Genomic DNA, 22,464 nt, shown 5'->3' with positions numbered 1-22,464 from the left:
TTAAAGCATATAAAAACAAGAATATATCTTACTCATTAAAAACTCTCCCACTCACTCCTCAGCAAGCCGTATCTCAAATCGTCACAGCGGTTGCCTTGGGCATCTTTACGGTCTCGGATTCGAGCTTCTAAGGTAAAGCCAAGTTTCTCTGCGACTCGTTGACTTTGAAGGTTATACCCAAAGCAAGTCAGTTCAATCTTATGAAGACCCAGTTCTTTAAAAGCTAGGTCAATCAAGGCATGCGCTGCTTCTGGAACATAACCTAGACCCCAATGGTCTGGATGTAAGATATAGCCAATCTCCAAGACATCATCCTCGTGACGACGAGGGAAATCAACAGAGCCGATGACCTTATCGGTTCCTTTAGCGACAATTCCATAGCCCGCTGGAAGATCGTTCTTTTCATTACGCTCGGGCAGAATATGCTCCAGATAATAAATCTCATCTTCCAAGCTCTTGACGGGCGGAAAGCCTGCTGGGTAGGAAACTTCTGGCCTGCTGGCATAGTCAAAGATATCCACAACATCAGCCACGGTACGGACTCGCAAGACTAGCCGTTCGGTTTCTAAACGTTCTGGCAATGTTGCTCTTGTCATCCTTCTACCTCGCTTTCTACAAAAAATCGCCCCTGCCATCTACATGACAGGGACGAATGTGCTTATCCGCGGTACCACCCAATTTCGGGCAGAGCCCGCATCTTTAGTCTTTATAATAAAAAGACAAAATTATTTCATTTTTTATCCATCAGCAACCAGTTTTGACACATTTGTGGACTTCTCAGCGCCGCCACTTTCTGTAAAATGTGGGATTCAAAACACCTCTGATGGCTTTATTGTAGCAAGTTTTTGACGGAAATGCAAGGGACAAGAAAAATTACTTGAAGCTGATTCCGTGTTCTTTTAATTTCTTAATCGTAGCTGGGCCGATTCCCTTCAAGGCAAGGAGTTCTTTTTCAGTCCAGTTTTTGAAGTCAGAAGCTGACTTGATCCCTTCATCATAGAAAGTCTTAGCACGATCTACTGAGAGGCCACCCAAAGTCGCTGCAAAATCTTCTACTGAATTCGCCACTTTTTGAGCTTGTTCCTTGGTCGCTTCTACTGCTTGTTCCACTTTTTTAGAGACGACTTTTCCTGCTTGGCTGGCAGATTTTTCTGCGTGTTTCACGACTTTCTTGGTCTCTTCTACAACCTTGGTCACTGTAGTTGAAAATGCACCTGAACGACGAAGGCTATTTCGCAATTGTTTTTTACGTTGGAGTTTCTTTGACATGATAAAATCCTTTCAATAAAAAATCCCTGCTCTGACAAGGATTTAATAAAGATATTCTATCAAGATTTTGGCAAAAAATCAAGAAAGTATCTGTATTTTAATAGTTTCGTTCACCAAACAAGCCTTCTGGCAAATCATGAAATCCCTTGCCCGCCTTGAAATTTTCAAACTTACCAAGCAAAAACTGATAAGCATCCAAACGGCTCTCGTAGCGAATCATGGCATCTTTGGCACGTTCGTCTTGGTCTTCTTCGTAGACTTTTTGACTTTCCTTGTGCGCCATGTCGTTGATCATGATCTGGGTATTGACCCAGGCCTCAAATTCCTTCATAAATTCTTGTTCGTAACTCATTGCTTCTCCTTATTCTAATCCACGGAAATAGTCCGTATCAATCTCTCGGTAGGGCTGGATATCCTGAACATACTCCAACACGCCTTGGAATTCCCCGTTTTCATCGTGTACTGCAGCATAGGTGATATGGACAAACTTGCCTCGTGACTCTGACTTGAACCACATTTCATACTTGTCCTTGACCCCTTCACGAAGACCTTTCATAACGGCCTTCACCTTGTCTAAGTACTTGGGCGGATGGCAGAGTTCTACATTGCGTCCGACTTGGGACGGTGTCCGTTTGAAAATCATCTCATCAGCCGGCGTATTGTCATTGTAATACTGGAAAATATCGTCTTTATTGACAAAGGTAATCTCCATAGGGAGGTGATTGAGGATGAGGTTGGCCTGCTCGACCGAGAGATAGCCATTGCCAAAAGCCTGTTGACTATGGCGGTCCAGCACTGCTTCCTTTTCCTTAGGGGTAAAGGTAATGGTAAACTGACCTTCTGGCGTATCGATAACTTGCTGAACTTGACCTTCAGCCGTATCTAGTGGCACAGGCTCCTCTGCGCTCTTTTCCTCAACGAAACTCTGGCGTTCTGGCACCCATTTCTCTGACGGACGGATGATGGCATAGCCGTAGGCATCGCTCTCCTCCGCAATCTGAATCCAGTCATCCTGGGTGAAGGACTCAAGAAGAATCATGAGGAGGATGGACTCTTCCTTGAAAATCATACTTTCAAACTCTGTCGCAAAAGCTTCAAAGGCCTCCTTTACAGTGGAAATCGCCACTTCTGGTAGTGCCTTAGCCGTCGCTAGAGCTGTCTGAAAGAGTTCTCTGATTTGATCATCCACTCCCCACATAACTTTTGGAGGTGAATCGTGACCATAGCGCTCCATGATGGGAAAAAAGAGCTCTTCCTTGCGCTGATAGTGGATGTCAAATTGCCCCAAAAGTCCCATTTGACGGACCAACCCCTTGCGCATCTCCACAAGCATTTCTTCATCTTCCATAGTCTCATAGGTATCTAACAATCTCCGAATGCGAATCAAGGCTGCACGGAGGGCCAGATTTTCATCCTTGAAGACGCGAACGGGGTGGCCAGGATGCTCGGTATCCTCTACTTCGACACCCTTTACTGCATTTTTAAAAAGATTAGCATGGACATCACAGAGCTCCATGACATCTTCAAAGGTGACACCTGAGTCTGAGTTCATCAGCTCGTGCTCCATGAGGGAAATCTCGATGGCTGAAACACCCGTAAAAGTCGCATCAAAACGCTCCTGAACTGATTCAGGAGAGGCACCATTGTGCAATTCTAGTAAAATATCCCGTAGGATATGAATCCGTTCATCTGCCATTAGTCTAATCCAATCACTTCATAGCCGTTCGCTTCTAGCGTGCGGACAATCTTGTCCATAGGAGTTCCTTCAAGTTTAGAACCCTGCTTAAGCGATACTTTGCGACCGACTGTGTTGCGCATCAAGGGATTAGCAAGTGGTTTAAAACCGAGCTCCACTAGGATTTCCAAAACTTCTGGGTGCTTGTCTACCACTTCTGCAACGGGAATTGACACATCGATGATATTATCCATGACGACCTCCATGTATTTTCTAATACTCTTCGAAAATCTCTTCAAACCACATCAGCGTCGCCTTGCCGTACTCAAGTACAGCCTGCAGCTAGTTTCCTAGTTTGCTCTTTGATTTTCATTGAGTATAAAATGATTTTACTGCTTATATTATACCATATGGGAAGAGATTAAAAAACTAGCAGTGGAGTTCCTGCTAGCTTCTTTCATTTCAAGTTATTCCTTATCATCTGGTTTTGCGAGCCACTGGGCTACATCCATCAGCTTGTCAGCAAGCAGTACTTTCCCGAAACCTACTAGAGCATTGTCATCTTTTTTCATGTTCTTCAGGACTTTGATGCTTTGCATCACGAAAAAGTAATTCCCGTAAGTCTTGGTCAGAATTTTAATGAATCCCATATTACTCACCTTCGATGATTTCGACCTCTTTTCGGATAGTATCAACGTCTCTTTGATATTGTTCTTCATTATAGTTAACTAATTTAGATAACTCCTGTTGCAAGCTTTCCCCCATCGGTTTCATGGTCGCAAAGGTTAAGCCACCTGAAATAATGCCACCTAGGATAGGAATGAATTTCCCCATTCCTTTGGCTAGGCCTCCTTTTGTCAGATTAACACCAAAAATTTTCAAAACTTTTTTCAAAATTGGATACCAGAGCGTCTTTGTCAAGGCTTTCTGAGGAACAGTTTTCATCACTTGCTTAGCAACAGCAACACCTCCTGCTCGAAGCAAGGCAGCTGTACCATTTACCCCAAGCATGACACCAAGATATAGCAAGAGGGTATTTTGAGCATCCTCACTTAATTCATCACGAGAAGCCCAAAGGTCATCGTAACCGTAAATATACCCCAATTCTTGAGCTAATTTTAATGAAAAAGCATAAAATTGAGCTACATCTGCTGGTATGGTAATTGCCATGGCAAGACCTCCAGGTAGGCCTGCTAAAACCGAGGTCCCACTGGCCAGCAAGACATTATCCATAATACAAGCATTAGCAACTCTATCTAAGATTTCCTGAGATAGCAAGCTAGAAGGACCCTGCTCCAATAATGTTGAGATATCCTTCGGATCTAATTCTTTAGAAAACTTGTCCACTAAAAATTTTGAACGATCAACTTTCACAACAGGTAGTTTCACCACTTGTTCCAATACTTGCATAGCTAGATCTTGTTCAGCCATTTCAATCTCCTTATTTCTTTTTTTTCACATCTTATCATATCATACTATAAGAAAAATATAAAGCCTTTTCAAAAAAATCATTTGTTTAACTTTCTTTTTTACAGATTATTGCCTCGTCATATCTGGCACTCCAGTAACAAAAAAGAGGGTTCCCCCTCTTTCTTAGTTCTTATCCAGATTGCGTAACATCTCGTCAATCTTGTTTCCATATTCGATGGATTCGTCTTTGACGAAGGTTAAATCTGGGATTTTGTACAATTTCAAATTGCGACCAAGTTCACGTTTGATGGTACCAGTTGCTTTTTCAAGCCCGATTTGAGCTTTTTGGTTATCCGAAGCAAGGTTACTCAAAATGGTGTAGTAAACCTTGGCAACAGACAGGTCACCCAGCATCTGAACATCTGTGATGGTCACACCTTGGACACGCGGATCACGGACTTTCTTTTGCAAAATCTCATTGACTTCACGCTTGATTTCCATGCCCACACGATCCGTACGGAAATGATTTGCCATGATATTCCTTTCTCTACTTTGAACCAAAAGCTAGGCCAGCAGACCTAGCTATTTCTGTTAGATAGAGGAACTAGAGCCATTTGAATCTAGGAAACAAGCCTTAGATAGAACTAAGGGTTCATCAAGGCGCTGTTGACGACGAGTCAAATTGGCTATCGTTTCTCTATTATCGTTTGATTTCTTCCATGACATAAGCCTCAATCACATCATCAGTCTTGATATCATTGTAGCCATCAATCATCAATCCACCTTCACGACCGTTTGTAACTTCTTTGACGTCGTCTTTGTAGTGTTTCAAGCTTGCGAGTTCGCCATCATAGATTACGACACCGTCACGGATAACACGGACTTTAGAATCACGGGTAACCTTACCGTTGATAACCATGAATCCACCGATAGTTCCGACTTTAGATACCTTAAAGGTTTCACGGATAACTGCTTCACCGATAACTTTTTCTTCGAATTCAGGATCAAGCATCCCTTTCATGGCTTCTTCCATCTCTTCGATAACCTTATAGATAATGCTGTGGAGACGGATTTCTACATCGTCAGCTTCAGCTTGTTGACGCGCTTGTGGTGTAGGGCGTACGTTGAAACCAACGATAAAGGCATTTGAAGCTTCGGCAAGAGTCACGTCAGATTCATTGATGGCACCGACTGCCGAGTGAACGATAGTAACTTTCACACCTTCCACATCGATTTTTTGAAGTGAGGCAGAAAGGGCTTCAACAGATCCTTGTACGTCGGCCTTGATGATAACATTGACTGACTTGAGCTCACCAGCTTTAAGCGTATCAAAGAGGTTTTCAAGGCTGACACGTTGAGTAGCTTGACGTTGTTTCATGAGGGCACGTTTTGCACGTTCTTCACCGGCCGCACGCGCAGATTTTTCATCTTCGTAAACGGCAAAGTGGTCACCCGCCATTGGCGCTTCGTTCAAACCTGTGATAGAAACTGGTGTTGACGGACCTGCAACCTTAACACGACGACCAAGGTCATTGGTCATAGCACGGACACGACCGAAGGTATTTCCGACAACGATTGGGTCTTGGACATTCAAGGTACCTTGTTGAACAAGAAGGGTTGCGACCGCACCTTTCCCTTTATCCAAGCGCGCTTCGATAACCGTACCGATAGCACGCACTGTTGGGTCTGCCTTGAGTTCTTGGATTTCAGCTACAAGAAGGACTGTTTCCAACAATTCTTCGATATTTTGGTTGAATTTAGCTGAGATTTCAACAAATTCAGAATCTCCACCCCAAGCTGTTGACATAACCCCATGCTCTGCCAATTCACCGATAACACGTTCTGGGTTGGCACCTGGTTTATCAATCTTATTGATGGCTACGATAATTGGAACGTTCGCTGCTTTTGAGTGGTTGATGGCTTCAATAGTCTGAGGCATAACCCCGTCGTCGGCCGCTACAACCAAGATAGTAATATCGGTAACAGATGCACCACGCGCACGCATAGAAGTAAAGGCCGCGTGTCCTGGTGTATCAAGGAAGGTAATCTTCTTGCCATTTTCCACGATTTGGTAAGCACCGATATGCTGCGTGATACCACCTGCTTCACCTGTCGCTACACGAGAGTTACGAAGGGTATCCAAGAGGGTTGTCTTACCATGGTCAACGTGTCCCATGATGGTTACAACTGGTGGACGCTCAACCAATTCATCTTCGTTAAGATAGCCATCTTCGACAAAGAAACGTTCGATGTCGGCATTATCCACTTCAACCTTTTGTTTGGCTTCGATACCGTAATCCACCATGAGGAGTTCGATGGTTTCCCCATCCAAGGATTGGTTTTGTGTAGCCATGACACCCATCATAAAGAGTTTCTTAACGATTTCAGCTGGTTCACGTTTGATACGTTTTGCGATTTCCGCAACAGTCATACCATCTGTATACTCAAATTCTGTTGGCAATTCATGGAACTTACGCTCTGTAACAGGTTTTGGAGTCTGGTTACGGTTGTTTTGCTTGTTCCCTTTTTTATTTTTCTTGTTGTTATTCCAGTTACTATTTCTTTGATTTCTCACTTGATTCTGACTACTTCGATTCTTTTGTTGTTTTCTAGGACCATCTTCTTCGTGATCATAATCATCACGTTCTTTGTCTGGTCGAGCTTGTTTTTTACGACGTGTATCCACTGGCGCTTCTTTCGCTACAGGAGCTACTGTTACTGCTGGCTGCGTTTGTTCAGCTAGCTTAGCAGCTTCTTCAAAGATTTCCTCTGGCTCCTTGCGTTTGTTAGCTTGAGCCAAGGCTTCTTTGGCAGCTTGCGATTGTTTGAAGCGCTCCTCGCTTGAGCGTGCGTACTCTGCATTTTGCTCTGCTTTTAGGGCTGCTGCACGGGCTTTAAAGTCAACACGTGGTCCAGCTTGTTTTGGCTGGAAGTCTTGTTGCTGACGGCGATCATTGCCACGATTCCCTTGACCTTGTGGTTTTTTCCCTTGGTCGTTGAATCGGCGATTGTCGCGGTTCCCTTGACCAGGTTTACCACCATTACGGCCGTCATTTTTCTGACGGTTGCCGTTTTGTTGTTGGTCACGGTTGTTGCCCTTGTTTTGTTTGCGTCGCTCTGCCTGCTCTTTGGCACGAGCCTCACGCTCCGCCTTGAAGTTTCGACTCTGTGGTCTTGCGGCCACTACTTTTTCTTCCTTAGGAGCTGCAGGTGTAGCTGATTTGCTTTCTTCCTTTGCGGCAGCTGGTTTAGATGATGCAGGCTTTTCAGCTTTCTTTTCTACACTTGCTTTTGGTGCTGCAGGTTTTGCTTCTGCCTTAGGAGCAGGTGCAGGTTTAAAGCTAGCTGCGATTTGCTCAGCAGCAGCAGCTTCCACGCTCGATGAGTGGCTTTTCACATCCAAGCCCAACTCTTTTGCACGCGCTACAACTTCTTTACTTTCTTTTCCAAGTTCTTTTGCGATTTCGTACAATCTTTTCTTAGACAAATCATGTCCTCCTCTTCTATTCCATAAGAGACCTCATTTTCTTTGTAAATCCAGCATCTGTCACAGCCAAAACCTTTCTCGATTTTCCGACTGCTATGCTTAATTCCAGTGTTGAAAACACGGTTATAACTTCTACTTGATAATAGTCACTTTTATCTTGAATCTTCTTGGTCAGATTGGGACCAGCATCATGGGCTAGAAAGACTAGCTTGGCTTTCTGGTCTTGGATGGCTTTAACCACCAATTCCTCTCCTGATATGATCCGGCCTGCTCGTTGAGCAAGTCCCAAGAGATTACTTATCTTTTGCTTATTCAAGTCCTAACTCTCTTCTTTTCACTTTGTGATCCACATAAGCGATCAACTCGTCATAAAAGCTTTCTTCCACTTCCATGTTAAAGCTGCGGTTAAAGACTTTCTTCTTTTTTGCCTCTAGGGCTTCTGTATTGTCTAGCTTGATATAAGCGCCACGGCCATTGGCCTTGCCTGTCGGATCGATAAAGACCTGTCCTTCTTTGTTCTTGACAATGCGGAGTAAATCACGTTTATCAATCACTTCGTTGGACACAACAGACTTGCGCAAAGGGATTTTTCTTGTTTTCATCTTTCCCTCCTCTAGCAGCTTTTATTCTTCTGTCAATTCATCCGCATCTGCGTAATCCACTTGACCTGCTTCTTCCATAGCTTCAAACTCACTGGCTGACTTGATATCGATACGGTAACCTGTCAAGTGAGCTGCTAAGCGAACATTTTGTCCACGACGACCGATGGCAAGAGAAAGCTTGTTATCAGGTACAACGACCAAGGCACGTTTGCTGTCATTTTCATCAAAGATAACTTGGTCAACCTCTGCAGGTGCGATGGCATTGTAGATAAACTCAGCTGGATCCGCTACCCACTCGATAACGTCGATGTTTTCTTCGACAGGAATCATGCGGTCGCTCTTAGCATCGTAACGAGCTGGGTGGAATTTGCTGGTGATTTTCTTGATATTGGCACCACCACGTCCAACGATTGTCCCGATAGCGTCCACGTTTGGATTGTGGCTACGAACGGCAACTTTCGTACGGTCACCAGCTTCGCGGGCTACGCTCATGATTTCGACAGTTCCATCATACACTTCTGGAATTTCTTGCTCCATCAAACGTTTGATCATTTCTGGATGGCTACGGCTAACAAATACGTTGACACCACGAGGATTGTCTTCAACCTTGTAAACGTAGACTTCGATACGGTCATGGGAAGCAAAAACTTCTCCAGGGATTTGGTCCTGTTTTGACAATTGGGCTTCGATGCTACCAAGGTTGACATAGATGAAGCGGTTGTCAAAGCGTTCTACTGTACCAGACATGATTTCTTGTTCATGTTCTTTGTATGTATTATAAGTGATGGCACGTGTTTGCTTGCGCATTTTTTCCATGATGGTTTGTTTAGCAGATTGGGCTGCTACACGACCAAACTCAGCTGGTGCTTCTTCAAACTTGATTTTGTCACCAAGCTCATAGGCTGAATTAATGGCAAGGGCATCTTTCAAGCTAATTTCCAAACGGCTATCAAATACTTCATCAACAACTTCACGGACAGTATAAACTGTAAAGTCACCCGTTTTTTCATTGAAGTCAATGGCTACGCTGTCAGATTGACCATAGCGTCTGCGATAAGCGGAACGAAGCGACTCTACTACTGCGTCGATGATGTCTTCTTTTTTGATTCCCTTGTCTTCTTCCAAAATGCGGAAGGCCTCTAGCATTTCTTTACTCATGTTCTTTTTACTTTTGAATCCTCAAAAGCTATCCTTTCTTTTCTATAGTTTTACTGCTAAACGTGCTTTTGATACTAAACTGTATGGAATTTGGACGGTTTTCTTACGTGTCTTGTCCATATACTCCATAGTCAACTCATCCCCTTCAAAGGATACCAAGGTTCCTTCAAAGACCTTTTGCTTATCAATGGCTTGGTAGAGCCCGACATGGATGTATTTCCCAACTGCTCCAGCGACGGCATCCTTGGTTTTCAAAGGACGTTCCAAACCTGGACTGGTGATTTCTAGGAAATATTGTTCTGGGAAGGGATCGGGCTTGATAGTGTCTAGGACAGGACTGATGATTTCTGTCAGGTCTGCCGTGTCGTTCAAGGTAATTCCTTCGGGTTTATCTACAAAAATACTGAGAATCATGTCACTGCCAATCTTTCCATACTCGATATCCACGAGCTCGAAAGGTGCTTGGATGACAGGTTCTACAACTTCTCTGACTAATTCTACGATTGTTGCGATTGCGTCCACCTCCTCATAAGCAAGAGGCGAAGATATTTCCCCGCCTCTCTTTCTCATATTCTTACTATCAGTATAGCACGTTTGTCAATTTATGTAAAGCATTAGCACTCAACTAGCTGGTTTTCAAGCTAGTTCTTAAAATTCTGCTTCAACTCGGTAGATCACTTGACCTTTGCTGGAGAATTTTTGCTCATACTCTGTCATGACATTGCCTTCAAAATCACTGGCATGCAAGTCTAGCCAAACACCATTTAGTTTCATCCCATACTGAGAAAAGCTCACTAGACTGTACTCAAACAAGCCACGGTTATCTGTCTTGAAATGGATTTCCCCATTCTCAGGCAAGATGCGCTTGAAGGTATCCAAGAAACTCTTGTAAGTCAAACGACGTTTTTCATGGCGTTTTTTAGGCCAGGGATCTGAAAAGTTTAGGTAGAGACGATCAATCTCGCCGTCTTCAAAGTAGTCTGTCAAATCTGAACCATCTACCCACAGCAATTTGATATTTGGCACTCCAACTTCTAATACCTTATCCAAGGCATAACTCAATACCGACTTTTGAATGTCAATCCCGATGTAGTTGATGTCAGGATTTTGCTTGGCCATTCCGGATACGAAGGCCCCTTTCCCACTCCCAACTTCAACATGAATAGGATGATCATTTCCAAACAAGTCTCGCCATTTCCCTTTTGCTTCTAAGGGATTGAGGACTACATACTGAGGATTGGCCTCTAGTAATTCTGTCGCCCCTTTACGATTTCTAACTCTCATCTCTTCTTTCCATACTTATCGCGGAAGACACGCAAGGCGTAAATCTCCCGGTTTACATTGTCTAAATCTTGATTTTCACAGTATTTGGCAATCTGGTTCAAATAAGAATACTGACCATACCAATACAATTTATCTAACACTGTCTGATTGTACTTATAGCCGTAGTCTCTCAACCATTGGCGCCACTGATGATCCGGAATGTAGTGGCATAGCAAATGCGCCACATCAAACATACGATCCGTCAGACGAACCGAATCCCAATCCACTAGATAAACGAGTCCACTCTCTGTCTCAATCCAATTACTATGACGAAGATCCCCATGCACAATCGTTGCATGGTCTTCCCTAAAACCTGGAACCGTCTTACCTAGCTCAGCAATCACACTGTTCAAATAGTGGTTCTGCTTCAAGATTTCTGGAACTCCTTGCTGCCAAGAACGTAGCAAATCAACTGGTGTTTCCATGGTGTATCCCAAACGGCTCAACTGCTTCATCAAAGGACGCGAGCGGTGAAGGCGGTTCAAGATATTGATAATCTGCTTGCGATTCATATCGTAAGGGGTCAAGATTTTGCCCGTCAGCCATTCCTGAGCACACATATCACGGCCATCTGGCAAACGACGAGTCCATAGTAATTGAGGAGCGATTTGTTCTCTGGCTAGGCCAGGTAGGATTGGAGAGGTGTTCATTTTTACAAAGACGCGCTTCCCATCAGGGTAGCTTCCCATATAAGCTTTGCCGCTCTTCCCAGGGATAGGGGTCAGCGTTAGCTCATTATCACCCAAGTCCATTTCTTTCCTCCGTATAAAGTTTCCTTACTATTCTACTAGTTTTTGGTCTATTCGTCAACCAATCTTTTTAGTTGGTAAGGCAAATAAAACAATTGTAGGAAGAGACCAGCCCCTATAAGAGCCAACAAGGCTATTTTTTCTTGAAAAACCACTGCTCCGACCAGCAATTCCAGCGAGAGAACTGCACTTCCCACACCGACTACAATCTGTTTCAATCCCTTTTCTTTCTCCCCTTTTTCTAATGGAAAGAGCTGGGTCAAGTATTGGTAGTCAAAGGCATGATAGAGGGCCAGTAACTGAAAGAGCAAGAGGTAATTAAATAGAACCACCACTGCTGTCGCAATCCAAGATTGCTCGATAAAGAGCAAAGCTAACAAGGATAGGAGCAAAAGACGCAAACTAAGCGCAAAGAGGTCTCCATTTCGCAGATAAGAGCGGAGATAAAGATTTTGCCAAATCTTCCCAGGCACCTTCTGAACAGTCTTTAGGATAAAATCCAGATAAGCGCGACGTTTGACACTATTTGAAACGCCCTTGACCTGCGTAAAGAGAGCAAAGAAACGAAGCAAAACTTGCTTGCGCTTGCTTTCCTGGGCGATCACATAGTCCCAGTCAATTCCGTTCTCAGTAAAAAATTTACTGGCTTTTTGACGAAAGAGGAGATATTTCCCAGCTCCTAATAAAAGCACATAGGAAAGAAAGATAGGCAAGCCATAACCCATGGCTAAAAATAAGGGCGCAAATAAAAGCAAGAAAAGGGTTTGGACAAAAAGCCAAAAGACTAGTGAGCGCACTGTCTGCCCTTTGAGGTGAGACTTAACCTCCTCTTCACTGACTAAGAGAAAGAGCTTGTCAGGCCCTTCCATGTAGGTTGCGATTCCTCCCCAAGCCAAAAGTAAGACAGATACAATCCCTAAAAACAAGAGGATAGGCCAATGATTTTCAGGAAAATCTTGCAAGAGTTGACTGTACTGGTAAGCTAGAAAACCGATGAGAACTAGCAGAAACAAGACAAAGTGGTCATTGAGAACATAACGCAGATAACCGACACACTCTTTACGAAAAGCCTGCTTTCGCTTTAAAAACAAGTCTTTCATAGCTCCTCCTCTTTGGTCAGAGACAAGTAAATATCATTCAAACTAGCCTCAGGCATATTAAAGGCTTCGCGGAGTTGCTGGAGATTCCCCTGAGCTCGCACCTCCCCCTTATGAAGGATAACAAAGGCATCACACATCTTCTCCGCTGAATCCAGCACGTGGGTACTCATGAGAATGGACTTGTCTTTTTGCTTTTCTACTTCTAGAAGCTGAATCAAGTCAGAAATGGCCAGCGGATCGAGACCAAGGAAAGGCTCATCAACGATGAAAAGACTCGGATCCACCACAAAAGCACAGATAATCATGACCTTCTGCTTCATTCCTTTGGAAAAATGCACTGGGAACCAGTCTAATTTTTGATCCAGACGGAACATTTTTAACAAAGGTTCCACACGATCAAAAGCCACTTTTTGCTCAATACCATAGGCCATGGCAACCGTCTCGATATGCTCTCTGAGGGTCAATTCCTCATACAGACTAGGCGTTTCTGGGATATAGCCAATCTGCTTGCGGTAGCTAGTCGCATCTTCTCGCAGGGTTAAACCATTAATCTTGATTTCCCCACTGTAAGGCGTCAAAAGACCGATAATCTCATTGATAGTCGTTGATTTACCAGCACCGTTGAGACCGATCAAACCGACCAATTGCCCACTTTCAACGGTAAAGGACACATCTTTCAAGACAGGAACGTGAACATAGCCTCCTGTCAGGTTTTTAATTTCTAACATATTTTCTCCGAATCTGGTATAATGTAGCTATATTATATCAAAATTCAATACAGTAGAGGTGGATTTTATGTCAGATTGTATTTTTTGTAAGATCATCGCAGGGGAGATTCCTGCTTCAAAAGTATACGAGGATGAGCAGGTTCTTGCCTTTCTTGATATCTCTCAAGTAACGCCTGGACACACCCTCATTGTACCCAAAGAGCACTATCGCAATCTTTTGGAGATGGATGCCCCAAGTGCCATCCAACTCTTTGCCCAAGTGCCACTGGTAGCTCAAAAAGTTATGAAAGCTACCAAAGCTGCTGGTATGAACATCATCGCCAACTGTGAGGAAGTTGCTGGTCAAACAGTCTTTCATACTCACGTGCATCTCGTACCTCGCTACGGTGCAGAAGATGACCTCAAGATTGACTTTATCGCCCACGAACCTGACTTTGACAAACTTGCCCAAGTCGCTGAAACCATTAAAAACGCTTAAGGAGATACCATGAAACTATCAAATCTACTGCTATTTGCAGGAGCTGCAGCCGGAAGTTATTTTGTCGTAAAAAATCGCCAAGCCATTCAGGATGAAGTGCTAGATACAACTGACCGCGTCCAAGCTATCAAGGAGGATTTGGATGTCATCCAAAACAGCCTACAAATCATCGACCAACAAAAAGCCCTCGTCAAAGAATACCAAAAAGACTTAACCTATAAATTCAAAGTCTTGGAAAAAGATTTCCAAACCAGAATGGCGGTCCTCCAAGAAGAAAAACAAGGATAAGAGAGCCTCCAAGTTTCCTTAAATCCATTTTGGGTTACTAGATTCGAACAGAAAAGGGAGGGAATGAAAATGAAACAGTCTTTAAAAGTTCTAGCGAAGGTCATCGCGATTATTTGCGGCTGTCTCTGCCTGCTTGCAGCCCTAGCATTTCTACTAGTGGCCAATCTTTTCAAGGCCTCACCGAGTGACATCCGAAATGGGAATGAAACCTTAAAACAAATCTTTATCTCCCTTGACCTCCCTCCTGAGAAAGTAGAATCAGATGGACACTATCAATACGAGGGTGGAGGATTAAATTTTTATGTTACTTTCTCAGATGAGGTTGTCAATAGCCACCCCGTCCTAAAAGAAAGTCCAAAACTCACCAAAAACCGACTTAAAGTCTATGTCCTCCAGACAGGAGATGTTTCCTACTATAAAGTAGGAGACAACTTGTTCAATCATGGCTTATTCCAATTTTTAGAGGAGGAAAGCGAAAAGTATTTCAAAGAAATCGGAAAGAAATCAAACTCTACCTACACAATTCTAACTTGGAAAGATCAGGAAAGTCTAAAAAAGGGAATCGCATTCTATGAAAAAGCCTTGACCTTGGTAGATATTCAAGATAACTCGGTAATCAAACACATTGATACTATTACCATTAAGCCTGGCAAGAAAGCGGAAATCAAGCAACTCATCCAAGAGATGGATGAGGCTGGCTTGCTCACTCAAAAGTATAAATAGTAGACCAGCTGGAAAATGATTTTTCGACGCTAAACTTTCAATGATAACAAAAAAGAGCCAATCGGCTCTTTTTACTTTATTCTCCTTCAAAGGCATCTTTTATATGGTCAAAGAAGCCTTTTTTCTTTGGATTGACTTTCAAGTCACCTGCAGCTGCGAATTCCTTCAATGCTGCTTTTTGGCGGTCGTTTAAGCCTGTCGGAGTCACGACATTGACTGTAACATATTGATCACCAACGGCACCTCCACGAAGGCTCGGTGCTCCCTTGCCACGTAGACGGAATTTCTTGCCTGTCTGAGTTCCTTCTGGGATGACCAATTCAACATCACCGTGCACGGTTGGAATTTCCACAGTATCTCCAAGGGCTGCTTGGACAATATTAAGGTTCAACTTGTAGAAAATAGTTGTTCCTTCACGTTCAAATTTATCACTAGCTTCAACTGAAACCACCACGTACAAGTCTCCGTAAGGTCCACCGTTAAAGCCTGCTTCACCTTGACCCGCTAGGCGGATTTGTTGGCCTGTTTCCACACCAGCAGGGATTTTTACATGTACGCTATGAGCTTGTTTTTCATGACCTGTTCCATGACAAGTTGTACATGGGTCTTTAATTTCTTTTCCGCGACCATGACAGACATCACAGGTTACTTGGCGACGCATCATACCAAGAGGAGTCTGCGTATCAACGTTAATGACACCAGCACCATGACAGCGTCCACAAGTGACTGGACTTGTTCCTGGCTTAGCACCAGATCCGTTACATGTACGACAGCTTGCTTCACGATTGTATTTAACTTCTTTTTCCGTTCCGAAGATAGCTTCTTCAAAGGTCAAGTTCACACGATACTGGAGGTCATCCCCTTGACGAGGAGCGTTTGGATTGCGTGAAGCTCCGCCTCCCCCGAAAAAACTTGAGAATATATCTTCAAAACCACCGAAGCCACCTGCTCCGTCAAAGCCGCCAAAACCGCCAGCACCACCAAAGCCACCGTTGGCACCTGCAGCACCATACTGATCGTAAGCTGCACGTTTTTGGTCGTCACTCAAAGTCTCATAGGCTTCTTGAACTTCCTTATATTTTTCCTCAGCGCCAGGCTCCTTGTTGATATCTGGGTGGTATTTTTTGGAAAGCTTACGATAAGCCTTTTTGATCTCGTCTGCCGAAGCGTTTTTTGACACCCCCAGACGATCATAAAATTCAGTATTGTTCATACAAGATACTAAGAGCGAACAGAAAGCAACTGAAATTTAGGAAACCGACAAGAAATCCTGATTTCTTAGGAGGTTTATCTAATTTCCAAGCTTTCCGCTCGAGTTCAATTACGAACACCCTTATTCCTTTCTGTTAGTATTAGGGAACGAAACCACGATTTAGGTCGGGTTCAATTCCTTTTTTTATATATTGATGATAAAAACTCAAATAAATTAGGTTCGGCACGTTTTTACCGAAAAACAGAGGCTGGGTTGCAACCTCTGGATTTCTTCTTATACTTACAACGCAAAAGTCATCATAGCGATTGTAGTAGATTGACAATCACTTTAGTGATTAGTCATTCTTAACGAGTTAGGCTTAACTGAGTTTCGGCTATAAACTTCGGAAAAAAGATAAGCCATCTTTTGTTCATCGCACAAGGCGATGGCTTCCTATTCTTCTTTCGTTTTCTTAACACCTCAACATCTTACCGAATTGAGCACGCCCTAACCTCTTGGTGAAAAAGAGACGTAGCTGTTTTCGCTTTAGCGAACTACAGATATGGCTACCTTTAGGTGCAAATCTTCCTAGAAACTAAAATTTCTGCGTCAGATTTCCTATTTTCACTGTGAGGTTTTAACGGGCTTTGCATCTTATTTTTCCGTAAACTCTCCGTCTACGACGTCATCGCCTGCGTTTCCTGTTGCTTGTGCGCCTTCTGCTCCTGCTTGAGCTTGTTGGGCTGCTGCGGCTTGTTCGTAAAGTTTAACAGCAAGTCCTTGAGCTTTTTCGTTCAATGCTTCCAGTTTTGCTTTCATTTCGTCCAAGTTGTTGTCTTCTTGGGCTTTCTTAAGCTCATCAAGGGCAGCTTGTGCAGCATCACGTTCTGCATCGAAGCCTTTGCCTTCAGTTTCCTTGATTGTTTTTTCAGTCGCAAAGATTGCTTGGTCTACTTCGTTACGAAGGTCTACTTCTTCTTTACGTTTCTTATCTGCTTCAGCGTTTGCTTCTGCATCTTTCATCATGCGGTCGATTTCTTCATCAGTCAAACCAGAGTTAGATTGGATGACAATAGTTTGTTCTTTTTGAGTTCCAAGGTCTTTGGCCTTAACAGACACGATACCGTTCTTGTCGATGTCAAATGTTACTTCGATTTGAGGAATTCCACGAGGTGCAGCCGGGATGTCAGTCAATTGGAAGCGTCCAAGAGTCTTGTTATCTGCTGCCATTGGACGTTCACCTTGAAGAACGTGGATATCAACGGCCGGTTGGTTGTCTGCCGCAGTTGAGAAGACTTGTGATTTAGATGTTGGGATTGTAGTGTTGCGGTCGATGAGTTTTGTGAAGACTCCACCCATTGTTTCGATACCAAGTGACAATGGTGTTACGTCAAGAAGGACAACGTCTTTCACATCACCAGTAATCACACCACCTTGGATGGCAGCACCCATAGCAACAACTTCGTCAGGGTTTACTGATTTGTTTGGTTCTTTACCAGTTTCAGCCTTAACAGCTTCTACAACGGCTGGGATACGAGTTGAACCACCAACAAGGATAACTTCGTCGATATCTGACAAGCTCAAACCTGCATCTGAAAGGGCTTGACGAACTGGAACTTTTGTACGCTCTACAAGATCACGAGTCAAATCGTCAAATTTCGCACGAGTCAAAGTCATTTCCAAGTGAAGAGGTCCAGCCTCACCTGCAGTGATGAATGGCAAGCTGATTTGAGTTGAAGTTACACCAGAAAGGTCTTTCTTAGCTTTTTCAGCTGCATCTTTCAAACGTTGCATTGCCATCTTGTCAGTAGACAAGTCAATACCGTTTTCTTTCTTGAATTCTGCTACCAAGTGATCGATGATTTTTTGGTCAAAGTCGTCACCACCGAGTTTGTTGTCCCCTGCAGTTGACAATACATCAAAGACACCGTCACCCAATTCAAGGATAGATACGTCGAATGTACCACCACCAAGGTCGAATACCAAGATTTTTTCTTCTTTGTCAGTCTTGTCCAAACCGTATGCAAGAGCTGCTGCAGTTGGTTCGTTGACGATACGTTCTACTTCAAGACCAGCAATTTTACCAGCGTCTTTTGTTGCTTGACGTTGAGCATCGTTGAAGTATGCAGGAACCGTAATAACAGCCTTAGTTACTTTTTCACCAAGGTATTCTTCAGCGTAACCTTTCAAGTATTGAAGGATCATAGCTGAGATTTCTTGTGGAGTGTATTCTTTACCGTTAGCAGAAACTTTTTCAGAAGTACCCATCTTAGATTTGATAGAGATAACTGTATCTGGGTTTGTTACTGCTTGACGTTTTGCAGCGTCACCAACGATGATTTCACCGTTTTTGAATGACACTACAGATGGAGTTGTGCGGTTTCCTTCTGGGTTTGCGATGATTTTGCTTTCAGTTCCTTCAAGAACTGCGACTGCTGAGTTTGTTGTACCTAAGTCAATACCGATAATTTTAGACATGTGTTTTTCTCCTTAAAGTTTAATTCGAATTTTGATTTTTTGATATTCCCCTTAAGTGGTGGGGACGTGAGCAACTCCCTACGGGATTTCATCACTTATTTTTGAGCCTATTGTCTCAAAAATCCCCTGTTTCAGTAGCAAAAGCTACTGAAACTTTCACCACGGCGGGAAATATCTTCCTTGCAAGCCTCCAGCTTGCTTTTTATCCTTCTTCATAGTTTATTGTCGTTTCGGACAAGATTTTCCAAGTTTTCTATCCTAATTGTAGACAACTACCATGGCTGGGCGTAGGATGCGGTCATGGAGTTTGTAGCCTTTTTGGAAGACTTGGGCGATGGTGTCTGCTGGGTGTTCATCGTCTGCTGGGAGAGTTTGGATGGCCATGTGATAGTTATGGTCAAATTCGCCGTCAGCTGCGATTTCTTCGATTCCTTCTTCTTTCAAAGCGTGAATCAAGCTCTCTTGCACCATCTCCAATCCTTTTTTGACATCGTCTGTCAAACCTTCAACGGCTAGTGCACGTTCTAAGTTGTCGAGCGATGGTAAGATTGCTTTTGCCAGGTCTTGGCTACGATAACGTTGCAAGTTTTGACGTTCTTCATTGGCACGGCGTTGAATATTCTGCATTTCTGCATGAGCGCGAAGGTATTTGTTTTCGAACTCATCCGCACGTTCATTTGCCAAGTCCAACTCAGACTTCTCAGGAGTTGTTTCTTCAGTTGTTTCCACAACTTCCTCTTCTTTCATTTCTTCGTTTTTTTTATCTTGGGCCATTTTCGCCTCCTTTAATGATTTCAAAATTAATTTACTTCGTAATGATTACTACTGAGGTAGCGATAAAAATCCGTCAACTTCATCGTCAAAACACGATTGACCACATTAACTTGGTTGACCAATTGCTGGTAATCCAGATTGACCGGACCGATAATTGCCAGAATTCCAAAACCTCGATAAGGAATGAGGAATTTACTGCTAATCACTGCTAGGTTAGCTAGACAGGATTCCTGACTGTCCGCAACACGGACATTTTGCATTTGATCTTCATGCAGACCCTCACGAATCTCCAAAGCCACCTTTTGTGGTTGGTCAAAGAACTGATAGGCTGCTAGATTAGCAAAATTCAAGAGATTGACTTTGCCCGATACCACAATGTTTTCGTTGAACATTTCTTTAAAAATGTGTTCAAAGAGATCCATGACATTGTCCGTTGTTGTAAAGTAACGTTGGATAATCTGCGGAATCTCCGTCCGAATTTTGTAGTGAATATCTAGAACGGTGTGACCGAGGAAACGTTCTTGAATCAAGGTCTTGAGGCGATTTAAATCTTCCTGCAAGAAGTTCCTTGGAATCAGAAATTGACTGGTAACCGTTCGGGACTCGTCTAGGGTAAATACTGCCAAGGCTGTATGTTGTCCCAAAACAACGATATCAAAGGCTGTCAACGGTTGCCTGCTCGGCTCAACATCCAGTGCTACTACCGTACAGCCGCTCAGGTCTGTCAGTAGATTAGCAGCCTCTTGCAGAATATCCTCCAGTTTGAAGAACTCCTGATCAAAGGCTTTGACAATCTCGTATACCTCATTTTCAGCCAGTCTGTCAAAAGCAAGCGAGTGTTTCACATAGTACTGAAATCCCGCGACACTTGGCATCCGACCGCTTGAGGTATGAGCCTTCTCAAGCAAACCCTGCTTCTCTAGAGCTGCCATGTCATTACGAATGGTAGCACTACTAGAATTGATAGACTCTTGTAGCGCCTTGGATCCGACAGGTTCGTGCGTTTTGGTAAAGATGTCAATAATCAGATTTAAAATATCCTGTTGACGCTCTGTAACCATCTTATCACTCCTCTCTGTCTGATCGATTAGCACTCTATGCATCCAAGTGCTAACTTATGATTCTATTATACACCCTTAGAAGAGAATGTCAAGACAAAAACTCCAAAAATTAGCACTCTTTTGCCAAGAGTGCCAAAAATCAGTCTGAAGACCTAGAATCTTACTTCTCATCTACTTGGTATTTCCTTTTAAGTCTGAAAAAACCATAGATTAGATAAGAAATTAAACAAGCGTATAAAACGAAAATAATAAAGAAAGACTGAGACAAGTTTTCTCGATACAAACTCATGCAAACAACAAGGCCACCAGAGAAAGCTGCTATACAGGAACGAAGTCTAGACCGCATAACTTCCCATCTAAGCCCCTTACTCATATAGACTTGATCCTCTGAAAGTATATCAGAAGTTGGTTTACGAAGAATCGAACAAAAACCTGTTTCTATCAATTCCCAACCGCTATTTCTAAAATCTTGTAGTTCATGCTTATACTTTTTAAGAAATCTAGAATCATAGATATGATAGATGACATCATCTGGTTGGCATTGTTCAAAATAGAAAAAGCCCAAACGGTTAGTTCTATATCTCCAACCTTTCAAGTGCATCTCATGTAAATATTCTTCTTCCTTGTGCAAATCAACAATGGTGAAAATCCTAAATTGTATCTTGCTATTCATTGTCTTACCTCCAAATCAGAAAACATACATGGTTTTATTTCTCAGATAATTCTTTCCACTTTTGAAACAAGCTCCAAAAAATATAAGAAATCTGAATCGCAAAAACTATCAATAAAATCCAATCTATTATGAAAATCAAAAATACTTCCCATCTGAAAGAACTAGCTCCACTGACAAACTTTGAGAAAACCGGTAGTAGAGCTAAAAATAGAATCAAAATAGGAAGCATCCGCATTATTAAAATCCGTTTGATCATAGCTAACTTCCCTGTAGCGTCATTATAGATTTCAAACTCAGTATCCGATTCAATTTCAGAATGTGCTTTTCTAAAATAGGAAAAACTATTAAAGTCTGTAATATGCTCCCAGCCACAGTCTTTAAATAGTTGTAAATAGGAGGCTCTCTCTGATTTTTTCATGGGATAAAAGTCCAACTGATAAGACACCTGCTCCGGTTGGCACTTTCCAAAAGTATACTTAACCGCAACTACTAAGTTAGAGTAGCTTACTTCCTTAAGTTTCCAGCCCTTAGCATGCATTTCCCCAAGGTATAAGGCCTCTCTATCATAATCTGCAATTGTAGATATCCGATATACAACCTTCTTTTCCATCATACTTCCTCCCGACTGTTTCTATAGAGCCGTTCAATACGTTTCAGTTCAATCTCCAAAACTTTTCGTCCCAAGTCTGTGATCTGATAGATTTTCCGTTTCTCCTCTTCTCGGACAAAGGAAATCAAGCCATCCTTTTCCATCTTTGACAAGGTGCCATACATAGTTCCAGGACTAATCAAAACTTGCGAATCAGTCATCTCCTTGACCTTTTGTGTGATACCATATCCATGGTTCTCCTTCTGTAAACAAAACAAGATATAAAAACCTGTTTCAGTCATGGGAAGGTAAACACGCCTGATCTTATCTGTTAATTCCATTTAACCACACCTCCTATTTAATTCGATATATCGCACTTCGTTATATAAACTATATCACAGCTCGATATAAAATGCAAGAAAAAGAGAGAACGATTTCTCGTTCTCTCTTCTTAGACTCAGGAATTAAGAATTCAATTTCTTATTTACTAAGAGTGGCTTAGTCCTTCTTACGAAGGACAAAAGCTGCTAGGCTTGCAAAGGCAAGACCGATGATTGAAAGAAGACCAGATACTGCAGAGCCTGTGTTTGGTAGCACTTTCTGATCTTGGCTTGCAGTTTCTTCTTTCTTAGTGTTTTCAGCTTGGTTCCCTGTTGTTGCAGTACCATTCTTATTACCGTTGGTTGTTGTAGAAGCTACTTTCTTAG

General features: G+C 42.8%; 28 protein-coding genes. 3 read left to right on the top strand and 25 right to left on the bottom strand.

All coding sequences use genetic code 11. The annotated features are described in order from the left end of the window. Positions 1 to 35: 35 nt before the first annotated feature. The 17 genes from HMPREF2853_RS05055 to HMPREF2853_RS04970 form a co-directional block, all read right to left on the bottom strand. The gene (locus HMPREF2853_RS05055; protein WP_070535137.1) at positions 36 to 596 is read right to left on the bottom strand and encodes a GNAT family N-acetyltransferase; all 561 of its coding nucleotides are present in this window, start codon (positions 594 to 596) and stop codon (positions 36 to 38) included. 277 nt (positions 597 to 873) lie between these two features. After that, a complete protein-coding gene (locus HMPREF2853_RS05050) occupies positions 874 to 1,269 on the bottom strand; it encodes a helix-hairpin-helix domain-containing protein (RefSeq protein ID WP_042902047.1) in 396 nt (131 codons plus the stop codon). A 97-nt stretch (positions 1,270 to 1,366) separates the two neighbouring features. Continuing rightward, positions 1,367 to 1,621 (bottom strand): DUF1912 family protein, encoded by a 255-nt coding sequence (locus HMPREF2853_RS05045; RefSeq protein WP_000119707.1) that lies wholly within the window; start codon positions 1,619 to 1,621, stop codon positions 1,367 to 1,369. Between the two features lie 9 nt (positions 1,622 to 1,630). Next, the gene (locus HMPREF2853_RS05040; protein WP_070535135.1) at positions 1,631 to 2,965 is read right to left on the bottom strand and encodes a DUF438 domain-containing protein; all 1,335 of its coding nucleotides are present in this window, start codon (positions 2,963 to 2,965) and stop codon (positions 1,631 to 1,633) included. Further along, the gene (locus tag HMPREF2853_RS05035) at positions 2,965 to 3,198 is read right to left on the bottom strand and encodes a DUF1858 domain-containing protein (RefSeq protein WP_000368739.1); all 234 of its coding nucleotides are present in this window, start codon (positions 3,196 to 3,198) and stop codon (positions 2,965 to 2,967) included. The genes HMPREF2853_RS05040 and HMPREF2853_RS05035 overlap by 1 nt, the downstream gene beginning before the upstream one ends. Positions 3,199 to 3,411: 213 nt before the next feature. After that, complete coding sequence (locus tag HMPREF2853_RS05025) at positions 3,412 to 3,594, bottom strand: hypothetical protein (protein WP_000505783.1); 183 nt, start codon at positions 3,592 to 3,594, stop codon at positions 3,412 to 3,414. Between the two features lies 1 nt (position 3,595). After that, a complete protein-coding gene (locus tag HMPREF2853_RS05020) occupies positions 3,596 to 4,375 on the bottom strand; it encodes a hypothetical protein (protein WP_000840377.1) in 780 nt (259 codons plus the stop codon). Positions 4,376 to 4,537: 162 nt separating this feature from the next. Beyond that, complete coding sequence (gene rbfA, locus HMPREF2853_RS05015; RefSeq protein WP_001273601.1) at positions 4,538 to 4,888, bottom strand: 30S ribosome-binding factor RbfA; 351 nt, start codon at positions 4,886 to 4,888, stop codon at positions 4,538 to 4,540. Positions 4,889 to 5,054: 166 nt separating this feature from the next. Then, a complete protein-coding gene (infB, locus tag HMPREF2853_RS05010) occupies positions 5,055 to 7,841 on the bottom strand; it encodes a translation initiation factor IF-2 (protein ID WP_000039168.1) in 2,787 nt (928 codons plus the stop codon). A gap of 16 nt (positions 7,842 to 7,857) precedes the next feature. Next, positions 7,858 to 8,157, bottom strand: a complete 300-nt coding sequence (locus HMPREF2853_RS05005; RefSeq protein WP_001041396.1) for a YlxQ-related RNA-binding protein — start codon at positions 8,155 to 8,157, stop codon at positions 7,858 to 7,860. After that, positions 8,150 to 8,443, bottom strand: a complete 294-nt coding sequence (rnpM, locus tag HMPREF2853_RS05000; RefSeq protein ID WP_000857568.1) for an RNase P modulator RnpM — start codon at positions 8,441 to 8,443, stop codon at positions 8,150 to 8,152. Before rnpM ends, HMPREF2853_RS05005 begins: the two co-directional genes overlap by 8 nt. A gap of 21 nt (positions 8,444 to 8,464) precedes the next feature. Next, positions 8,465 to 9,601, bottom strand: coding sequence for a transcription termination factor NusA (gene nusA / locus HMPREF2853_RS04995; RefSeq protein ID WP_049550482.1), 1,137 nt, complete (start codon positions 9,599 to 9,601; stop codon positions 8,465 to 8,467). 42 nt (positions 9,602 to 9,643) lie between these two features. Next, positions 9,644 to 10,123 (bottom strand): ribosome maturation factor RimP, encoded by a 480-nt coding sequence (rimP, locus tag HMPREF2853_RS04990; protein ID WP_000338696.1) that lies wholly within the window; start codon positions 10,121 to 10,123, stop codon positions 9,644 to 9,646. 126 nt (positions 10,124 to 10,249) lie between these two features. Continuing rightward, complete coding sequence (gene trmB / locus HMPREF2853_RS04985; RefSeq protein ID WP_001266088.1) at positions 10,250 to 10,885, bottom strand: tRNA (guanosine(46)-N7)-methyltransferase TrmB; 636 nt, start codon at positions 10,883 to 10,885, stop codon at positions 10,250 to 10,252. Beyond that, positions 10,882 to 11,676, bottom strand: a complete 795-nt coding sequence (gene ccrZ, locus HMPREF2853_RS04980) for a cell cycle regulator CcrZ (RefSeq protein ID WP_000363019.1) — start codon at positions 11,674 to 11,676, stop codon at positions 10,882 to 10,884. The genes trmB and ccrZ overlap by 4 nt, the downstream gene beginning before the upstream one ends. A gap of 47 nt (positions 11,677 to 11,723) precedes the next feature. Continuing rightward, on the bottom strand, positions 11,724 to 12,773 hold the full coding sequence (locus tag HMPREF2853_RS04975; RefSeq protein ID WP_000653786.1) for an ABC transporter permease: 1,050 nt from the start codon (positions 12,771 to 12,773) through the stop codon (positions 11,724 to 11,726). Further along, on the bottom strand, positions 12,770 to 13,501 hold the full coding sequence (locus HMPREF2853_RS04970; protein ID WP_000889940.1) for an ABC transporter ATP-binding protein: 732 nt from the start codon (positions 13,499 to 13,501) through the stop codon (positions 12,770 to 12,772). Before HMPREF2853_RS04970 ends, HMPREF2853_RS04975 begins: the two co-directional genes overlap by 4 nt. 67 nt (positions 13,502 to 13,568) lie before the next feature. Here HMPREF2853_RS04970 and HMPREF2853_RS04965 point away from each other — a divergent pair, with 67 nt between their 5' ends. From HMPREF2853_RS04965 to HMPREF2853_RS04955, 3 genes are all read left to right on the top strand, one after another. Further along, positions 13,569 to 13,979 carry an HIT family protein gene (locus HMPREF2853_RS04965; RefSeq protein WP_070535133.1) on the top strand — a complete coding sequence of 137 codons (411 nt, stop codon included), beginning with the start codon at positions 13,569 to 13,571 and terminating at the stop codon, positions 13,977 to 13,979. Between the two features lie 9 nt (positions 13,980 to 13,988). Next, positions 13,989 to 14,267, top strand: a complete 279-nt coding sequence (locus HMPREF2853_RS04960; protein ID WP_070535131.1) for a hypothetical protein — start codon at positions 13,989 to 13,991, stop codon at positions 14,265 to 14,267. Positions 14,268 to 14,330: 63 nt separating this feature from the next. Next, the gene (locus HMPREF2853_RS04955; RefSeq protein ID WP_070535129.1) at positions 14,331 to 14,990 is read left to right on the top strand and encodes a hypothetical protein; all 660 of its coding nucleotides are present in this window, start codon (positions 14,331 to 14,333) and stop codon (positions 14,988 to 14,990) included. A gap of 76 nt (positions 14,991 to 15,066) precedes the next feature. Here HMPREF2853_RS04955 and dnaJ read toward each other — a convergent pair whose 3' ends face one another. The 8 genes from dnaJ to HMPREF2853_RS04915 all read right to left on the bottom strand — a co-directional run. After that, entirely contained in the window at positions 15,067 to 16,203 is a 1,137-nt protein-coding gene (dnaJ, locus tag HMPREF2853_RS04950) for a molecular chaperone DnaJ (protein ID WP_001066312.1), read from the bottom strand. 633 nt (positions 16,204 to 16,836) lie between these two features. Next, entirely contained in the window at positions 16,837 to 18,660 is a 1,824-nt protein-coding gene (dnaK, locus tag HMPREF2853_RS04945) for a molecular chaperone DnaK (protein ID WP_070535126.1), read from the bottom strand. Between the two features lie 258 nt (positions 18,661 to 18,918). Further along, positions 18,919 to 19,434 (bottom strand): nucleotide exchange factor GrpE, encoded by a 516-nt coding sequence (gene grpE, locus HMPREF2853_RS04940; protein ID WP_000046057.1) that lies wholly within the window; start codon positions 19,432 to 19,434, stop codon positions 18,919 to 18,921. Between the two features lie 26 nt (positions 19,435 to 19,460). Then, the gene (gene hrcA, locus HMPREF2853_RS04935; protein WP_070535123.1) at positions 19,461 to 20,495 is read right to left on the bottom strand and encodes a heat-inducible transcriptional repressor HrcA; all 1,035 of its coding nucleotides are present in this window, start codon (positions 20,493 to 20,495) and stop codon (positions 19,461 to 19,463) included. Between the two features lie 160 nt (positions 20,496 to 20,655). Further along, positions 20,656 to 21,168, bottom strand: coding sequence for a DUF2812 domain-containing protein (locus tag HMPREF2853_RS04930; RefSeq protein ID WP_070535120.1), 513 nt, complete (start codon positions 21,166 to 21,168; stop codon positions 20,656 to 20,658). A 34-nt stretch (positions 21,169 to 21,202) separates the two neighbouring features. After that, positions 21,203 to 21,778 (bottom strand): DUF2812 domain-containing protein, encoded by a 576-nt coding sequence (locus HMPREF2853_RS09730; protein WP_083306892.1) that lies wholly within the window; start codon positions 21,776 to 21,778, stop codon positions 21,203 to 21,205. After that, entirely contained in the window at positions 21,778 to 22,098 is a 321-nt protein-coding gene (locus HMPREF2853_RS04920) for a PadR family transcriptional regulator (protein WP_057489387.1), read from the bottom strand. Before HMPREF2853_RS04920 ends, HMPREF2853_RS09730 begins: the two co-directional genes overlap by 1 nt. Positions 22,099 to 22,255: 157 nt before the next feature. Beyond that, a partial coding sequence (locus HMPREF2853_RS04915; RefSeq protein ID WP_148131400.1) for an LPXTG cell wall anchor domain-containing protein occupies positions 22,256 to 22,464 on the bottom strand: 209 nt, incomplete at its 5' end.

Source organism: Streptococcus sp. HMSC077F03 (assembly GCF_001812375.1).
GTDB lineage: Bacteria > Bacillota > Bacilli > Lactobacillales > Streptococcaceae > Streptococcus > Streptococcus oralis_S.
Note: the sequence above shows the minus strand (reverse complement) of the source record. Positions and strands in the feature narration are given on the sequence as shown.

Coding starts and splice junctions, on each gene's coding strand:
- HMPREF2853_RS05055 (WP_070535137.1), bottom strand. CDS start 596: ATGACAAGAGCAACATTGCCAGAACGTTTAGAAACCGAACGGCTAGTC.
- HMPREF2853_RS05050 (WP_042902047.1), bottom strand. CDS start 1,269: ATGTCAAAGAAACTCCAACGTAAAAAACAATTGCGAAATAGCCTTCGT.
- HMPREF2853_RS05045 (WP_000119707.1), bottom strand. CDS start 1,621: ATGAGTTACGAACAAGAATTTATGAAGGAATTTGAGGCCTGGGTCAAT.
- HMPREF2853_RS05040 (WP_070535135.1), bottom strand. CDS start 2,965: ATGGCAGATGAACGGATTCATATCCTACGGGATATTTTACTAGAATTG.
- HMPREF2853_RS05035 (WP_000368739.1), bottom strand. CDS start 3,198: ATGGATAATATCATCGATGTGTCAATTCCCGTTGCAGAAGTGGTAGAC.
- HMPREF2853_RS05025 (WP_000505783.1), bottom strand. CDS start 3,594: ATGGGATTCATTAAAATTCTGACCAAGACTTACGGGAATTACTTTTTC.
- HMPREF2853_RS05020 (WP_000840377.1), bottom strand. CDS start 4,375: ATGGCTGAACAAGATCTAGCTATGCAAGTATTGGAACAAGTGGTGAAA.
- rbfA (WP_001273601.1), bottom strand. CDS start 4,888: ATGGCAAATCATTTCCGTACGGATCGTGTGGGCATGGAAATCAAGCGT.
- rnpM (WP_000857568.1), bottom strand. CDS start 8,443: ATGAAAACAAGAAAAATCCCTTTGCGCAAGTCTGTTGTGTCCAACGAA.
- nusA (WP_049550482.1), bottom strand. CDS start 9,601: ATGAGTAAAGAAATGCTAGAGGCCTTCCGCATTTTGGAAGAAGACAAG.
- trmB (WP_001266088.1), bottom strand. CDS start 10,885: ATGAGAGTTAGAAATCGTAAAGGGGCGACAGAATTACTAGAGGCCAAT.
- ccrZ (WP_000363019.1), bottom strand. CDS start 11,676: ATGGACTTGGGTGATAATGAGCTAACGCTGACCCCTATCCCTGGGAAG.
- HMPREF2853_RS04975 (WP_000653786.1), bottom strand. CDS start 12,773: ATGAAAGACTTGTTTTTAAAGCGAAAGCAGGCTTTTCGTAAAGAGTGT.
- HMPREF2853_RS04970 (WP_000889940.1), bottom strand. CDS start 13,501: ATGTTAGAAATTAAAAACCTGACAGGAGGCTATGTTCACGTTCCTGTC.
- HMPREF2853_RS04965 (WP_070535133.1), top strand. CDS start 13,569: ATGTCAGATTGTATTTTTTGTAAGATCATCGCAGGGGAGATTCCTGCT.
- HMPREF2853_RS04960 (WP_070535131.1), top strand. CDS start 13,989: ATGAAACTATCAAATCTACTGCTATTTGCAGGAGCTGCAGCCGGAAGT.
- HMPREF2853_RS04955 (WP_070535129.1), top strand. CDS start 14,331: ATGAAAATGAAACAGTCTTTAAAAGTTCTAGCGAAGGTCATCGCGATT.
- dnaJ (WP_001066312.1), bottom strand. CDS start 16,203: ATGAACAATACTGAATTTTATGATCGTCTGGGGGTGTCAAAAAACGCT.
- dnaK (WP_070535126.1), bottom strand. CDS start 18,660: ATGTCTAAAATTATCGGTATTGACTTAGGTACAACAAACTCAGCAGTC.
- grpE (WP_000046057.1), bottom strand. CDS start 19,434: ATGGCCCAAGATAAAAAAAACGAAGAAATGAAAGAAGAGGAAGTTGTG.
- hrcA (WP_070535123.1), bottom strand. CDS start 20,495: ATGGTTACAGAGCGTCAACAGGATATTTTAAATCTGATTATTGACATC.
- HMPREF2853_RS04930 (WP_070535120.1), bottom strand. CDS start 21,168: ATGAATAGCAAGATACAATTTAGGATTTTCACCATTGTTGATTTGCAC.
- HMPREF2853_RS09730 (WP_083306892.1), bottom strand. CDS start 21,778: ATGGAAAAGAAGGTTGTATATCGGATATCTACAATTGCAGATTATGAT.
- HMPREF2853_RS04920 (WP_057489387.1), bottom strand. CDS start 22,098: ATGGAATTAACAGATAAGATCAGGCGTGTTTACCTTCCCATGACTGAA.